The following is a 14,955-nucleotide window of genomic DNA, read 5'->3' on the forward strand; positions in this document are numbered from 1 at the left end:
AGGCCATGTAGGCCATAAAAGGTGCACCGGGTTAAAACCCGATGCACCTTTTATTTTGCTCTAAACAGAGCCTTGTTTCTATTTGCATAACCGACAGAAGACCTGCAAGGGATGGTTATCCCTTGCAGGTCTTCTGTCGTACCGGATATTTCCCGGCGGCATTTTGATCAATTCATCATTTTTTTCTCAAAACGATTGATGTCTGCATCGGAACCGATGATGATCAGGATATCTTCCGGTTCGATTTCCATATCGGCCTGCGGAGAAACGATTATGTCTTGTCCCCTTTTTATAGCTACAATGTTAATGCCATAGCGTGCCCGGATATCGAGTCCGATCAAGGTATAGCCTGCCAACTTGTGATTTGCCTTGATTTCCATGATGGAATGTTCATCAGACAGTTCCAAATAATCCAGCACGTTATTGGAAAGGATATTATGGGCGATCCGTATGCCCATATCCCGTTCCGGATGGACCACTTTATCCGCCCCGATTTTGTTCAACACTTTGGCGTGGTAATCATTTTGCGCTTTTACCGTAATTTTCTTTACGCCAATTTCCTTCAGCATCAGTGTCGTCAAAATACTGGCTTGGATATTTTCACCGATTGCCACAATTACGTGCTCGAAGTTCCGGATACCCAGCGATTTCAGTACCGCCTCGTCCGTCGTATCCGCTACGACGGCCTGTGTTGCGATGGAAGAATACTCATCCACTCGTTCCGAGTCCTTATCGATTGCCATAACGTCCGCATCCTGTTCGATTAGTTCACGTACAATGCTGCCGCCAAAACGGCCAAGTCCAATGACTACAAATTCCTTTTTCATATCCATCCTCCAAATAATCATGTGGCTTTATTCTACCATATTTAGCCTGAACTAAAAATCTACATCTTCTGATATTCCACATAATGTCTTTAGCAGCACCGGCGCGTCCAGAGCTCTCCCCATTTGCAAAAGCTGAGTTTTCAATTCAGCTAAGACCGCCATTCGAGGCAGTAAAAAACCCCGCTTATCGGCGGGGGTCCAGTGGGCGTTTCGGCCGGTTTTCACAATATTCACAGCTGATATCCGTGCAGGGTTCTTCCCGCCATTCGTTGCAGCTGGCGCAATAGCTTGCGTCAAATTCATCATCAAAAGTCAATGCTGCCAAGCAAGTATGGCAATACGTATGGACATCCATCCAGTTGATGAACCGCTTGTCGGCCACAAGATATAATCCTTGCTGGTCTTGTTTGTAATTCATGATTGAAGGTTTTTGAATGACCCGATTTTTGGGATCAAGAAAGAAATTCATTTTGCCGTTCACATTGATCACTCCTAGAGTTTGGTCGAACTGTAAAAACGGGATTCTCAGGGCACCGGTGTGTTCACGGGCCCATTGTGGAAAATTGCTGGCTTCAGGTTCATGAAGCTTGTTTTTTCCGCTTCTTGTCATTTCGGTTTATTTGTTAATCGATCTTATTTAAGTTTTAGTTTGGTTCAACAAAAATATTATATACCATTATTAATTTCACACTTTCTCTATGATAGTAAAAACAGCCGGTAAATTGCAATAGATAACAATCCCTTATTGAAAATAATTTCCGACTTGAAAAATTTAAATCGTCTCGTATAATAAATATATGCTATTAGTAAACTAAAAGTATATTTTAACTAAACTTTCTGCAAACATTCAGCTATAAGGAATCGAGGAGAATTCTGATGGACATCGGAACTAAAATCAAACGGCTTCGGTTAAAGAACGGTTTGACTCAGGAAGAGCTCGGTAAACGGACTGACCTGAGCAAAGGCTTTATTTCTCAACTAGAGCGGAATATGAATTCCCCTTCTATTGAAACATTCTTTACTTTACTTGAAGTATTAGGAACTACCCCTAAAGAATTCTTTGCCGATGAACACGATGTCAAAGTAGTTTACTCCACTGCTGACCATACTGCACACATTGATGAAGAAGCGGGTTATAAAGTGGAATGGCTTATCCCCACATCCAATGAGAAAGAAATGGAACCCGTCTTTTTGACCTTTCAGGAAAATGGCCACTTTAAAGAGTTTGAACCGTCTTCAGCTGAGACGTTCATCTATGTTCTTGAAGGACAGGTACTGCTCCAAATCGGTGATCATCGATACGTGGCAGCTGTCGGTGACTCCATTTATTTCGAAGCCTCCGATCATCATCAGCTAATCAATGATTTTGAGGGAATATCCGAACTGATCATTGTCACAACACAATCTTATTTATAATTCAGGAGGGATCTTATGACCGAAACATCTATAATAAGCTTCGAAAATGTCACTCAAGCATACGAAGGTGCCGGCAATGTCCTGGACAATGTCAGCTTTGAACTTGAAAGAGGAAAATTCTATACGCTACTGGGCCCATCAGGCTGCGGAAAAACAACCATTTTGCGTCTGATTGCGGGTTTTGCTACACCGACCAGCGGTGATATTTATATGGAAGGTATAAAAATGAACACCGTTCCGGCCAATCAACGCCAGGTCAATACAGTGTTTCAGGATTATGCCTTATTTCCTCATTTGAATGTATTCGAAAATATCGCATTCGGCCTGCGCATCAAGAAAGTCAAAGGTCCGGAAGTCGAGCGGCGGGTACGTGAAGCTTTAGCTTTCGTCAATCTGCAGGGCTATGAACAACGCGAAATCGCGGAAATGTCGGGCGGCCAGCGCCAACGTGTCGCCATTGCCAGGGCCATCGTCAATGATCCGGAAGTTATTTTGCTCGATGAACCATTATCCGCTTTGGACTTGAAACTACGGACAGAGATGCAGTATGAACTGCGTGAACTGCAGCAGCGCCTTGGCAAAACCTTTGTCTTTGTTACCCATGACCAGGAAGAAGCACTTGCCATGTCCGACGAGATTTTCGTCATGAATGCCGGCCAAATCCAGCAAAGCGGCACGCCAATGGATATTTATGACGAACCAATCAACCGTTTTGTCGCTGATTTTATCGGGGAATCCAATATTGTCAGTGGGGAAATGATTGCGGATTACCAAGTCCGTTTTGCCAATAAGGATTTTGAGTGCGTCGATGCTGGCTTAAATCCCCATGAGCAGGTGGAAATCGTCATCCGTCCGGAAGACCTGGAAATCACACCGAACGGTTTCGGCAAAATGGCCGTTACCGTCGACACCCAATTGTTTAGAGGCGTGCATTTTGAAATTTCCACAATTGATGAAGTAGGCAATGAATGGCTCGTCCATTCTACGAAAAAAGTGGAAGTTGGTTCTCAGATCGGATTGGATTTTTCACCGGAAGCGATTCATGTCATGCGTTTGAACGAATCAGAAGAAGCATTCGATGCGCGCCTAGAGTCTTATGGAGCGTCTGTCAATGAAAGATAACCCATCGCGCCCTTTTTACCTGGTTCCCTACTATCTATGGATCGCCTTGTTTGTCATTGCGCCGATCACGCTGATCTTCTATTTTTCATTTTTGGATTTGACGGGGGCCTTTACGCTGGAAAACTATCAGAACTTCTTTTCCTCCGTCTATCTGCGGATGACCTTGAGTTCTTTCTGGTACGCCTTCCTGATCACTTTGATTACGATTCTGATCGCTTATCCGACTGCCTATTGGCTGACCAAGACCAAGCATAAGCAGCTGTGGCTGCTGCTGATCATCATTCCTTCTTGGATCAACCTGCTTTTGAAAGCTTATGCCTTTATCGGCATTTTTGGCTTGTATGGCCCTGCCAATAAGCTTCTGCAGACACTCGGTGCAGGGCCATGGCAGATTTTGTTCACTGACTTCAGCTTTATCTTTGTTTCTGTTTATATTTTCATTCCGTTCATGGTCCTGCCGATCTTCAATTCATTGGACAAAATCAACCCGGCTTTGATTGACGCATCACGGGACTTGGGTGCTTCGTCGTTCACCACTTTCAGACGGGTCATTTTCCCATTGGCGATCAACGGCGTAAAATCAGGCGTGCAGGCTGTATTCATCCCTGCCTTATCGCTTTTCGTCATTACCCGCCTGATTGCTGGAAACAAGGTCATTACGCTTGGTACAGCCATCGAGCAGCAATTTCTGGTCACTCAGAATTGGGGCATGGGTTCAACTATTGCCATGTTCCTGATCTTATTTATGATCATTATCATGATGCTGACAGGCCAGAAAGAAAAAGGAGGCTCGTATAATGGCAAAACTAAGTAAGCCGGCAAAAATCTATTTGGCACTCGTCTTTGCCATTCTCTATGCACCTATTTTCTATTTGATTTTTTATTCGTTCAACAGCGGCGGCACCATGTCGAGTTTCGAAGGATTTACTTTGGAACATTACGCCGCCGTCTTCAATGACACCCGCCTATTGATCATTTTAATGAATACCGTAATTGTGGCTTTGCTGTCTTCTCTTATTTCGACAGCTATCGGCGTTTTGGGTGCTATCGGCATCGTGTTTCTGCGAAACCGCAAAACACGCAATGCCGTCTTATCACTGAACACCATCCTGATTGTCAGCCCGGATGTCATTATTGGGGCATCTTTTCTTATCCTGTTCACTATGATTGGCGTCAAGCTTGGCTTTGCCTCTGTCCTGATTTCGCATATCGCCTTCAGCATCCCGATTGTGGTCATTATGGTCTTGCCAAAACTGCAGGAAATGAGCCATTCTTTGATCGATGCGGCCACCGACCTTGGTGCATCAAAACGCGATATTTTGACTCGCGTCATCATTCCGTATATTAAGCCGGGTATTTTCGCTGGATTTTTCCTTGCTTTAACTTACTCACTGGATGATTTCGCGGTAACTTTTTTCGTCACAGGAAACGGCTTTTCGACCTTATCGATTGAAATTTACTCAATGGCACGGGCTGGAATCACTCTTACCATTAATGCTCTTTCTGCATTGATCTTCGCGGTGACGCTCGGGCTGGTCCTTGGCTATTACTTCTTTACTCAACGCGCTGGACAATCCCCTGGAACAGGAGGCGCCAAAGTATGAAGGAAATCGTTAGAGCCGCTATAGCTATCCTGCTTGTATCGGCCATTCTCTTATATGCCGTTAATGCCCTGGAAAAGAGTTCAGCTACAACTGATGGCGGCACCATTTCGGTCTATAACTGGGGCGAGTATATCGATCCCGAATTGATCGACCAATTCGAAGCAGAAACCAATATCTCGGTGATCTATGAAACCTTCGATTCAAATGAATCGATGATGACCAAAATAGAGCAGGGCGGCACGACCTACGATGTCGCCATGCCTTCCGAGTATGCCATTGAAAAAATGAAAGAAAATGATTTGTTGCATCCGATTGACCATGAGCTGATCCCGAATCTGGAGAACATCGATCCGTATTTCCTTGACCTCCCTTTTGATCCGGGAAATGAATACTCGATTCCTTATTTCTGGGGTACTGTCGGCATTGCATTTAATCCGACCTTGCTGGAGGGCCAGACGTTTGAGAGCTGGGACGATTTGTGGAATCCGACGCTCGAGCAGGAAGTCATCCTGGTCGACAGTGCACGTGAAGTCATCGGAATGGGGCTGAACAGCCTCGGTTATTCACTGAATTCGACCGATCTTGGCGAATTGCGTGAAGCCACCGATAAATTGAAAACCATGGGCCCAAATGTCAAAGCCATCATCGGTGATGAAATCGTCGAAATGATGCGACGCGAAGAAGCTGCTGTAGCCGTCACCTGGTCCGGACAGGCTGCAGATATGATGTGGATCAACGAAGACATCGATTACGTGGTTCCGAAAGAAGGTTCAAATTTGTGGTTTGACAACATGATCATTCCAAAAACAGCCGGAAATGTGGAAGGCGCCCATGCGTTCATCAACTTTATGCTGGATCCTGAAGTGGCTGCCCAAAATGCAGATTACGTCGGTTACTCAACGCCGAATGAACAGGCGGTTGCCCTTATGGATCCAGAGGTTACAGGGGATGAACGTTTCTATCCACCGGAAGAACTTCGGGAACGCCTGGAAGTCTATGAAAACCTCGGGCTTGAAATGCTCGGTACCTACAATGAATTATTCCTGGAATTTAAAATGGATATGGAAAATTGACAGGCAGAACCTTTGCCTGTTTTTTTTTTGGAATTTGAGGTATAGTATGTAGATTCTAAATACTGAAATTTAGTAATACGAAATAATAATGAAAGAAGGTCTCTCCATGGCCGTTAGATCAAATAAGTTTGCACTTTATGTGCTGATGTTCAATATGTTCATTGCTATGAGCGGCATTGGATTAATCATTCCGATCATGCCTGCCTATTTGGATACATTCGGTGTGGCAGGCCAGGCACTTGGCACATTGATCGCCACTTTTGCTTTAGCTCAGTTCCTGTTCTCACCGTTGTCGGGACAGCTTTCCGATAAATATGGCCGTAAAAACCTGATCATCTTCGGCTTGATCGTCTTCGGATTATCCCAGCTGGCATTCGGGATGGCTTCTCATTTATGGATGCTGTACCTTGCCCGCTTTTTCAGCGGACTGGGTGCTGCATTCCTGATTCCACCGATGATGGCATTTGTTGCTGATATCACGACATATGACGAACGTGGTAAAGGGATGGGGCTTCTCGGTGCATCCATGTCTCTTGGCTTTATGATCGGCCCTGGAATCGGTGGGTTTTTGGCGGAAGTCAGCATTCAGTTTCCGTTTTATATCGCCACAGCGGTTGCCTTGATTGCAGCTTTCATCTCCTTTTTAGTACTGCCGAATGTAGCGCCCAAGATTCAAGCCGCTGATGAAAAATCTGAAAATCTGCTGCAGCAGATGAAGCGCTCCACCTACACTCCCTACTTTGTCATGCTGCTGGTCATGTTCATTTTCGCTTTTGGGCTGGCCAACTTCCAGTCGACCATCGCCTTATATGCCGATAAGAAGTTTGGCTTTACACCAAAGGAAATCGCCATTCTGATCACCGTCGGCGGATTTGTTGGCGTCGTGGTCCAAACTTTCGTCATCGACAAACTGTTTAAGCGCTTTGGCGAAATGAAAGTCATCCTGGTTAACCTCCTGGTATCTGCAGGAGCAATGATTGGGATCTTGTTTGTCAGTTCGTTCTGGGCAATCCTATTGGTGTCAGCCGTATTTTTCACTGCCGCCTCCCTGCTGCGTCCGGCCATCAATACCCTCATTTCCAAATTGGCCGGTGATGAGCAGGGCTTTGCAGCGGGGATGAACAATGCCTATATGAGTCTTGGCAATATGATTGGCCCCGCACTCGCCGGTATCCTGTTCGATATCAATATGAGCTATCCTTATATTTTAGGAACCGCTATCCTGATCACCTGCTTCTTCATCGCCAATACCTGGTCGATGCGGAAACAGCAGCTCCTGGCTGCGAGCCGGAGCTAGGAAAAAGTATAAAGATGAAAAAATTTTTCAGAATATCCTCAATTGAACAGCTTAAGTTCCATCTCTAATTCAATATATGCAGACAGAAAAAAGCGAAAAAGAGTCAGTCTCTCTTTTTCGCTTTTATTAATTGATCGATTACCGCAGGAGAAGGAGCTTCTTCTGCGGTTTTTCTTTTTGATACAGGCTTTGGAAGCCCAAAACGCCGAAGCGTGATATCTGTGAAGAACAGGAGCATAGCGGCAAGCAGCAGAAACAGCTGAATTGGACGAAAGGTGCCACTGGTGAAGGTCATGTCGCGGAACGCTTCTTCCATGGTGGTCAATACCTGTCCACCTGTCCGCTCAGCCAGCCCTGTCAGTAAGGGCATGTTCGCCTCTGCGGTTTGGTATTCGTCGCCATAAGGGATCGTCAGGCCTGTTTTATAGGCTGCTCCGCTTTCATTCGTGATGCTGAAGAACACCAGCCCCGGCTCTGCATCCAGTTTGACGTCGACTTTGCCGGGCGACACCGGATCAGTCTGCAATGGAATCTCGTTGCCTTGTTCGTCAACCGCTGCAACCGTCAGGATCGCTGAGCTTTGCGTGGGATCTTCAACCGTGTAGATTCCTTGTTCTTTGCGTGTCACCGAATACGGAATTTCTTCAAAAGCAGGCTGCAGTTGGGCTACACTGCGATTCCAGAAATCCGGCCAACGTGCCCAGCTCTGGAAATCCCCACTCCATGAACTGCTTCCGGAAGTGTAAGCGATTGTTTTGCCAAGGCCGTAATTCCAGCTGGCGAGCACCGGATCGCCTTCACCACTTTCCAGTGCAACTGATGCCGTACTTTTTGCAGTTGCCGCAATGTAGGCATTAAGCTGCGGGACACCATCCCCAAATAAATCATTCCACTCGCTACTGTAGACAACCGGATAAAATGGTTCATCAACAATATAGGTCCGGGACATCATGATGGTTTCCCTAGACAGAATAGCCGGAATCGTTGTGGCATCCGCCACATCGTAAAAACGGCCGCTGCCAGTGTCTGCCAATTGCTCCAGCAGATTCCGGTCTGCATCCTGACCGATAGAGACAGTGGATAACGTGATATTATTGTCTTTGCCATTTTCGATCAACGCATCATAATCGTTGGAAGTTGCCGATTGGCCATCCGTCAGCAGGATGATGTGCTTGCGCTGCAGCTCCAAATCTTCCAGCTCCATATAGGCCTGTTGCAAGGAGCGATAAATTTCGGTGCCGCCTCCGGGAGTAACAGCCAGGATCTTATCCATAGCTTCCTGTGGATCGGCCACTTTGGCAGTCGGTAAAATTTCCCACGGCTGATCGTCAAAGGCAATGACGCCCAATGTATCGTCAGGACGCAGAAGCTCGACAGAACGTGCTGCCGCTTCTTTCGCCAGTTCCATCTTCATGCCCATCATGCTTCCCGAACGGTCCATGACGATCATCAAACCGAGTGAAGGCAATTCATGCTTGCCTTTGACCTCCATTTCGACCGGAAGGAGACGCTCAATCGGAGTTTTGAAATAGCCCCCAAGGCCAAAGCTCTGTTCACCGCCGACCATCATAAAACCAACCCCGAATTGCCGGACGGCCTGTTCAATGATATTCATCTGCTGCTCTCCCACCGAAGTACCGGAAACATTGTCAAAAATAATGGAATCATAGCGTAGGATGGCGGACAGGCTGCTCGGCAATTCGGCTGAGGACAGCTCCGTCACCCGCAGGTTATCCGTATCCAATAAAGCGGGGATCGGACTTGGCTCTCCGCTGTTGACCACGAGCACTTCCGGATTCCCGGAAACTTCGGTGATACTGGCCAGTGAATTATTTTCCAGAAAAGCATCTTCGGCCGTTTCCAGCCGCACTTCGTACTTCAACAAACCTTCTGAGTTGGCTGGATACGAATAAGTAAAAACATTCTGACCTTCCGCCAAATCGACTTTTTTCGTATCCAATTCCCGATCATTGACGGAAAAAATCAGCTTTGCCTGAGCTTCCGTATCAGAATCGACGGTTACAGCAAAAGATTGGGATTCCCCTAAAAATGCACGTGAAGGTGTTTCAAAGCGGCTGATGGCCATATCATTTTCCGCTGTTTGCTCGATTGGCCAGACATCCACCTGCAGCCGGTCGGACTCCAAACGGTTTAAACTTTCCAGAGCGGAGGACTGGGTTTCATTGCCATCAGTCAGAATCACTAGCCGTGTCGCCAAGTCGGTATCTCCGCTATTTGAAGCGAGCTCCAGCGCACGGGCGATATTAGTATGTCCGCTTTGGCCAATTGCCAGTTCTGCCGGCAAGGTCTGTGGCTCTTTTGTCACCGGCAGCAGGCTTTGAAAATCTTCAGCAAACGTATAAACCCCGACCGATTGATGGTCTTTTTTTGCCGATAAAACAGTTTCCACTGCAGCTGCCATTTCCGTTTCCATCCCTTCTAGAGAGGCAGACCTGTCCAGCAGGAAAAGGACCTGCTCTTCTTTCACCGGACGGAAAAGCGAAGGTGCCGCTAATGCAAAAATCAATAAAGCGACTGTCGCTATGCGAAGAACATAAACCGTTTTCGCCATTTTGGAGCTGGTGGAGAAACTTCTTGTTCCAAACCACCCAAAATAGGCGATTGCAGGGATGAGCAATACTAGCCAAATCGGTTCATCGAGTCGCAATTCCACGGCGGTACACCTCCCATTCCACAACAACCAACAGCAGGATTAACGCAATGATAAACGGCACAAATGAAAAACGGACCGTGTTCTGAGCAGTTTCTGCCTGCCCCATTGTGTAATTCGAGCCCGCGGCCATTATTTTCTCTTCACTGGCCAGCTGAACAATCAGATTTTTTGTCTCTGCATCCCCGATCACTTCATAGATTCCAGGCTCGGCAGGAGCAATAAACGGACCACTCTCTTCTATATAGGAATGACTGTATTCTCCATCTTTAAAGATTTCCCATTCTCCCGTACCTGAAGTCAGGGAAACGGAACGGTGTTCGTTGGGCTGGAAAAATCCGAGAAATTCAGCATCTCCCGATAGGCTGTCCATGCTGCTCCACAGGAACAAAGGAAATGAAGGGAAAAGAGGCCAGTCGGTAGACTGGACATCTGTCAGTACGGCAATGTCGCCTTTTGGAGACAATTGGATAAAAGGATGTCCATCTATTGAAGCAATGGTTTCAAAACCATCAAAAGGTGGATACAGCTCCGAGACATAGACTCTCTCCATTTCAGCATAAGCAAACAGCGGATGCTCCTGCGTTTCAATCTCTCCCGAAACTTCGAAAGCAGTTTCGCCATTGCGGCCAATCAACAAGATTGGTGCCGCTCTATCTAATAACTCGCTTTGATTGGTGACGAGCGGCAGCCCTGAATCCGGCTGTAATTGGGCCGTTTCAGCCAGCCGGACGTTTAGGTCGAGTGAACGGAAACCGCTGGCGATCAATTCATGCAGCGCCGAATCAATCATTACAGAGTTGGTCGGAGGTGCTAAATAGGTAGCCATCATGTTGTCAGCGGCATAATCATCCTGGACGTCAACAGTCGCCTGCCAAAGTTTTTCATGCGGCAACTCTTCGAAAGGAACCAGCAGTTCCTCTGAAGCTGCCAGCTCCACTTCCATCGTTTTCTCCATGTCACCAGCTGACAAACGAACTGTCGCCGGCAACGCTTTTTCGCTGTTGTTGACCAGCTGCACAATGCCCCGTACGCCGTTTTCAGTTTCTGACAGGCCGAACTGCCGGATGGCAACATTGCGCAGCGTTTCTGCAACGCCATGGACCTGATAGCTCTGGCCGGTTTTATTGGCCAGCATATCGCGATCCAATGCATCGGTAAAAATGTGGATGACCGTCGAATTGCCAATTGCCAGTGTATCCGCAAATAAAATTGTCTGCTCCATTTCGGCAGTTTCGTAACTTACCGCCAGTCCATCGATTGCTTTTTCAACAGCCCCAAGATCCTGCTCGTTACGGATGGCCACTTTCGGGCTGTTGCCTGTTGTGACGATCGTTACCGGTTTGCCGCCTACTTGCGCGGCCAGATTTTTCATTTCCTGCTGGTGCTTTTCAAAATGAGACGGTGAACCTGCCAGCATCGTTGCTGAGGTATCCACCACAAAAACAAAGTCATTGCCCGCCAGCGTTTCCGACTCGCTGAACGGTCCCAGTAAACCCAGTACACAAAGCAGAAGCGCCGCTATTTGCAGATAAAACAATAAATGACGCTGCAGTTTTTTCAAGTATGGAGAAACCTGCAGTTCCTTCATCCGTTCCTGCCAGAACAGGGTCGATGACACCCGCTGGTCCTTGTATTTTTTTCTGAAGAAATAGTAGAGGATCACAGCCAGCGGCATAACTGCTGTCCAGATCATTCCCCAATTTGATGCACCCATGCCGCTCCCCCCCTCATTTAATCCAATTTTTTCGTGCCATCTGATGAAACAGCACCTGCTCGATACCATCTTCTACACGTACCGGCAAATAAGCGATGCCGTATGTTCGGCAAAGCGACTCCAACCCCTTGGCATGAAGTTTGCTTTGTTCCTGATACGCGTGGAGCGCCTCTTCCGTAACCGTAACATTCAATACTTGCTGCGTTTCGTCATCGATAAAACGAAGATCCCCTTTGTAGGATGGAAACCGCTCTTCTTCTGTACTGATGTGAATAAATCGGATATCATGCGCATAGGCCGGTGCCTGTCTGAAGAATACCTGCCAGTCTTCCAGCGGTTCCAATCCGTCCGAAACGATAAACAGAACAGTAGAATCTTTTGCTGCATGAAAACTAGCCTGCTTCGCAAACGACAGATTTTTCGGATTCGGTATAGCAGCCATAAAATGCTCGAACAGTTTTTTCGCAGACTTCCCTTTTTTTCGAAAAGGCACACCTTCTTTTTGTCCAGCTGAAACCGTCAGGCGATCATCGCTCCCCAACACCATCAGCCCAAGGGAAAAGGCCAGCTGTTTGGCAAACAGCCATTTGCTGTCCATCGACTTCGAGCTGTCGAGCAAAATGTGGATGCGCATTTCCTGTTCATCCAAAAAACGCTTGATGTAGACGCGTTCGGTCCTTGCGTATACGTTCCAGTCGATGTGGCGGACATCATCTCCAGGATGGTATTCACGGAAATCGGAAAAATCCAGCGAGCTGCCAAAACGCATCGAACGGTGAGATCCTTTGTGATGTCCTTTGATCTTCGCTTTTGTACCAATGGCATAGCGGCTTAGGCGTGAGCCCCAATCGGCCGGCAAGTTCAACAAAGTCATTTTAAAACGCCTTTTCCGGCTGTGCTGAGCACCAAGTCAATCAATTCGTCTGCTTCTTTGCCAAACGCTTCAGCTTCGTAATTCAGCAATAATCGATGCCGCAATACCGGCTTTGCGACATGTTTCAAATCACCGATGGATACATGGTAGCGCCCTTCCATCAACGCCCGTGCTTTAGCCAGACGAACGAGGCTCTGCAGGCCGCGTGGTCCGCTGCCGTACTGAACATAATGCTGGATAGGCTCGTGCTCTGAATGCTCCGGATGGGTGTTTTGGATAATGTCGACAGCTACCATCAAAATGTCTTCTGCCATCAGGACTTCTTTGACCATCTGCTGCGCTTCGATCAGGCTGGGGGTATTCATCTTTTTGCTAAGGTTGATGGTGTCGGCCCCTGTCGTCCGACGGCTGATTTCGGCCAGCTCATTGCGGCTTGGGTAGGAAACCAGGATTTTGCACAGAAAACGGTCCATCTGCGCTTCCGGAAGCGGATAAGTTCCTTCCATTTCAATCGGATTTTGAGTTGCTAAGACGAAAAATGGCCGTGCCATCTCTTTCGTATCACCAAGGATGGTCACCGTTTTTTCTCCCATTGCTTCGAGCAGCGCACTTTGGGTTTTAGGGGTCGCCCGGTTGATTTCATCGGCCAGCACCATTTGGTGGAAGATCGGCCCTTCACGGAATATAAACTGCTGGCGCCCTTCTGCATCCCGCTCGATCAAGCTTGTTCCCGTAATATCAGACGGCATCAAATCAGGCGTAAACTGGATTCTTGAAAACGACAAATCGAGTACATCTGAAATGGTTCGGATCAACATCGTTTTGCCAAGCCCGGGAAGCCCTTCAAGCAGGGCATGGCCATCCGCTAAAATGGCATATAAAGAGAACTCGACCGCGCTTTCCTGCCCTACGATAAAGCGGCCAATCTCTGCTTTGACTTCCTGAAGCAATTGGCTCATTTCTGCAAATTGATCGGTTGTATGTGTCATAAAACCCCTCTTTTCTATTCGTCGGTTTCAATATCCGTAAAGTACTGCTCTACAATGGTTTGAAGATCAGGCGGCAATTGCAGGCGATCTGCGCTTGAGAAATAAGACGCTGAATAATCACCCACCACGTCGGTATAGGGCTGAACGCTTCCTTTCGTTGCAGGAACCGGACCCTCTTGCTCTCCTGCTGCTTGCCCTTCACCAATTTCGCCGCTGTCGACCGCAGTCTCACCTTCTCCGCCGATGCGGGAAGGCACAGTCAACAAGTCCCGGCTGCCCTGGCCTTTGGCAGCACCTTGTCCTTGGCTCTGGCCTTGGCTCTGGCCTTGGCTCTGACCTTGGCTCTGGTCTTGGCCTTGTCCTTGTCCTTGGCCTTGGCTCTGGCCTTGGTCTTGGTTGCCTTCTGAATAATCCTCTGAACCTCCAGCTTCTCCTGCATCTTCTCCATTGACTGATGCTTGGCCGGCTTTGTCCGAAGATTCGCCGGCAGCGGGACCGCTTGGATTTTCCTCGCCGGAATGCTCACGATTGGCAATGGTCTGCTGCAGTGGAAATGCTACCGGTTTCCCCATATTGCTTAAAGCCGTTTGGGTTTTCCCAGCCTGTTCGGCCAATTGGTCGGAAGCTTTTCCAAGATCCTTAGAGCTGGTTTCGTCATCTCCATTCTGTTCCTCTGCCAGCTGCCGTTTTTTTAAATCCAACTCTTTTTGTTTTTTCACGATTTCCTTCAATACAGCTTCAGGGTCTTTTTTTTCTTCTATCGTTGTTTTTAATTCATCCAATTCTTTTTTTACCATTTCTGTTTCTGTCTGTTTTTCTATTTTATCGATTTCTTTTTTGATGTCTTCTACTAACTCGAGTTCTTTTTCGGCATCATTTGCTTGAGTTTGCAGATTGCTTGGAAAAACCAAAAGCAGCAGCAGCAGCGCACCGCTTACTAATGCACCAATCAGCCACTTTGGCCGCAGCCACGCTTTTCGTTCTTTACGGAACAGCTGATAGCTATATGGGATGGTTTGCGCGGTTTTATTGGTCAACTCTTCTGACAATGCATTTTTCTCGGTCAGCTTCCATACTGTCAGCAATTGATTATGCGGTGTAAAACGGTCCAGCTCCTGTACTGCCTGCTGCGTGTTCGGCAAATCTTTTATAGTCAATAGGATCCAACTCGCTATAGCAGCAATTCCCGCTGCATATGCATAAAATTCATAATAAGGAAGCACAAACAATCGCGACACCAGCAGCAAAAATGCGGCTGAAGCAAGCCCTGCAAAAAAGGCAAACTGTGAACTGTGGCTAAGGTGAAGCATTTTCAATAGCCTGGCTGTCTTTCTGACATACTTTTGAATGTCGCGGTTGTTCATG

The 14,955-nt window shown here is 47.3% G+C and carries 13 protein-coding genes; 6 read left to right on the forward strand and 7 right to left on the reverse strand.

The features are described 5' to 3' along the window. Positions 1 to 167: 167 nt before the first annotated feature. Together J7I83_RS06965 and J7I83_RS06970 are read right to left on the reverse strand one after the other, a co-directional pair. Positions 168 to 827: a potassium channel family protein gene (locus tag J7I83_RS06965; RefSeq protein ID WP_215099964.1), complete on the reverse strand. Its 660-nt coding sequence runs from the start codon at positions 825 to 827 to the stop codon at positions 168 to 170. A 184-nt stretch (positions 828 to 1,011) separates the two neighbouring features. Continuing rightward, on the reverse strand, positions 1,012 to 1,308 hold the full coding sequence (locus J7I83_RS06970; protein ID WP_006831184.1) for a hypothetical protein: 297 nt from the start codon (positions 1,306 to 1,308) through the stop codon (positions 1,012 to 1,014). A gap of 395 nt (positions 1,309 to 1,703) precedes the next feature. Between J7I83_RS06970 and J7I83_RS06975 the strand changes: the two genes are divergently transcribed. From J7I83_RS06975 to J7I83_RS07000, 6 genes are all read left to right on the forward strand, one after another. Next, positions 1,704 to 2,243: a helix-turn-helix domain-containing protein gene (locus J7I83_RS06975; protein WP_215099965.1), complete on the forward strand. Its 540-nt coding sequence runs from the start codon at positions 1,704 to 1,706 to the stop codon at positions 2,241 to 2,243. A 15-nt stretch (positions 2,244 to 2,258) separates the two neighbouring features. Beyond that, positions 2,259 to 3,365, forward strand: a complete 1,107-nt coding sequence (locus J7I83_RS06980; protein WP_215099966.1) for an ABC transporter ATP-binding protein — start codon at positions 2,259 to 2,261, stop codon at positions 3,363 to 3,365. After that, a complete protein-coding gene (locus tag J7I83_RS06985) occupies positions 3,355 to 4,179 on the forward strand; it encodes an ABC transporter permease (RefSeq protein WP_215099967.1) in 825 nt (274 codons plus the stop codon). The genes J7I83_RS06980 and J7I83_RS06985 overlap by 11 nt, the downstream gene beginning before the upstream one ends. After that, positions 4,163 to 4,969, forward strand: a complete 807-nt coding sequence (locus J7I83_RS06990) for an ABC transporter permease (protein WP_215099968.1) — start codon at positions 4,163 to 4,165, stop codon at positions 4,967 to 4,969. The genes J7I83_RS06985 and J7I83_RS06990 overlap by 17 nt, the downstream gene beginning before the upstream one ends. Then, on the forward strand, positions 4,966 to 6,042 hold the full coding sequence (locus J7I83_RS06995; protein WP_215099969.1) for an ABC transporter substrate-binding protein: 1,077 nt from the start codon (positions 4,966 to 4,968) through the stop codon (positions 6,040 to 6,042). Before J7I83_RS06990 ends, J7I83_RS06995 begins: the two co-directional genes overlap by 4 nt. Positions 6,043 to 6,148: 106 nt before the next feature. Further along, the gene (locus J7I83_RS07000; RefSeq protein ID WP_215099970.1) at positions 6,149 to 7,339 is read left to right on the forward strand and encodes an MFS transporter; all 1,191 of its coding nucleotides are present in this window, start codon (positions 6,149 to 6,151) and stop codon (positions 7,337 to 7,339) included. Between the two features lie 103 nt (positions 7,340 to 7,442). Here the strand turns inward: J7I83_RS07000 and J7I83_RS07005 are convergent, their stop codons facing one another. Genes J7I83_RS07005 through J7I83_RS07025 form a run of 5 tightly spaced genes read right to left on the reverse strand, consistent with a single transcriptional unit; the run spans position 7,443 to position 14,954 of the window. After that, positions 7,443 to 10,013 (reverse strand): VWA domain-containing protein, encoded by a 2,571-nt coding sequence (locus J7I83_RS07005; RefSeq protein WP_215099971.1) that lies wholly within the window; start codon positions 10,011 to 10,013, stop codon positions 7,443 to 7,445. After that, positions 9,994 to 11,727: a vWA domain-containing protein gene (locus tag J7I83_RS07010; RefSeq protein WP_215099972.1), complete on the reverse strand. Its 1,734-nt coding sequence runs from the start codon at positions 11,725 to 11,727 to the stop codon at positions 9,994 to 9,996. Before J7I83_RS07010 ends, J7I83_RS07005 begins: the two co-directional genes overlap by 20 nt. Before the next feature lie 13 nt (positions 11,728 to 11,740). After that, positions 11,741 to 12,601, reverse strand: coding sequence for a DUF58 domain-containing protein (locus tag J7I83_RS07015; RefSeq protein ID WP_215099973.1), 861 nt, complete (start codon positions 12,599 to 12,601; stop codon positions 11,741 to 11,743). Continuing rightward, the gene (locus J7I83_RS07020; RefSeq protein ID WP_215099974.1) at positions 12,598 to 13,590 is read right to left on the reverse strand and encodes an AAA family ATPase; all 993 of its coding nucleotides are present in this window, start codon (positions 13,588 to 13,590) and stop codon (positions 12,598 to 12,600) included. The genes J7I83_RS07015 and J7I83_RS07020 overlap by 4 nt, the downstream gene beginning before the upstream one ends. A gap of 14 nt (positions 13,591 to 13,604) precedes the next feature. Then, a complete protein-coding gene (locus tag J7I83_RS07025) occupies positions 13,605 to 14,954 on the reverse strand; it encodes a hypothetical protein (RefSeq protein ID WP_215099975.1) in 1,350 nt (449 codons plus the stop codon). Position 14,955 lies beyond the last annotated feature (1 nt).

Source organism: Planococcus sp. ISL-110 (genome assembly GCF_018613575.1).
GTDB lineage: Bacteria > Bacillota > Bacilli > Bacillales_A > Planococcaceae > Planococcus.

Bases quoted from the DNA above. Each gene is read 5' to 3' on its own strand.
- J7I83_RS06965 (WP_215099964.1), bottom strand. From the start codon at position 827: ATGAAAAAGGAATTTGTAGTCATTGGACTTGGCCGTTTTGGCGGCAGC.
- J7I83_RS06975 (WP_215099965.1), top strand. From the start codon at position 1,704: ATGGACATCGGAACTAAAATCAAACGGCTTCGGTTAAAGAACGGTTTG.
- J7I83_RS06980 (WP_215099966.1), top strand. From the start codon at position 2,259: ATGACCGAAACATCTATAATAAGCTTCGAAAATGTCACTCAAGCATAC.
- J7I83_RS06985 (WP_215099967.1), top strand. From the start codon at position 3,355: ATGAAAGATAACCCATCGCGCCCTTTTTACCTGGTTCCCTACTATCTA.
- J7I83_RS06990 (WP_215099968.1), top strand. From the start codon at position 4,163: ATGGCAAAACTAAGTAAGCCGGCAAAAATCTATTTGGCACTCGTCTTT.
- J7I83_RS06995 (WP_215099969.1), top strand. From the start codon at position 4,966: ATGAAGGAAATCGTTAGAGCCGCTATAGCTATCCTGCTTGTATCGGCC.
- J7I83_RS07000 (WP_215099970.1), top strand. From the start codon at position 6,149: ATGGCCGTTAGATCAAATAAGTTTGCACTTTATGTGCTGATGTTCAAT.
- J7I83_RS07010 (WP_215099972.1), bottom strand. From the start codon at position 11,727: ATGGGTGCATCAAATTGGGGAATGATCTGGACAGCAGTTATGCCGCTG.
- J7I83_RS07015 (WP_215099973.1), bottom strand. From the start codon at position 12,601: ATGACTTTGTTGAACTTGCCGGCCGATTGGGGCTCACGCCTAAGCCGC.
- J7I83_RS07020 (WP_215099974.1), bottom strand. From the start codon at position 13,590: ATGACACATACAACCGATCAATTTGCAGAAATGAGCCAATTGCTTCAG.
- J7I83_RS07025 (WP_215099975.1), bottom strand. From the start codon at position 14,954: ATGAACAACCGCGACATTCAAAAGTATGTCAGAAAGACAGCCAGGCTA.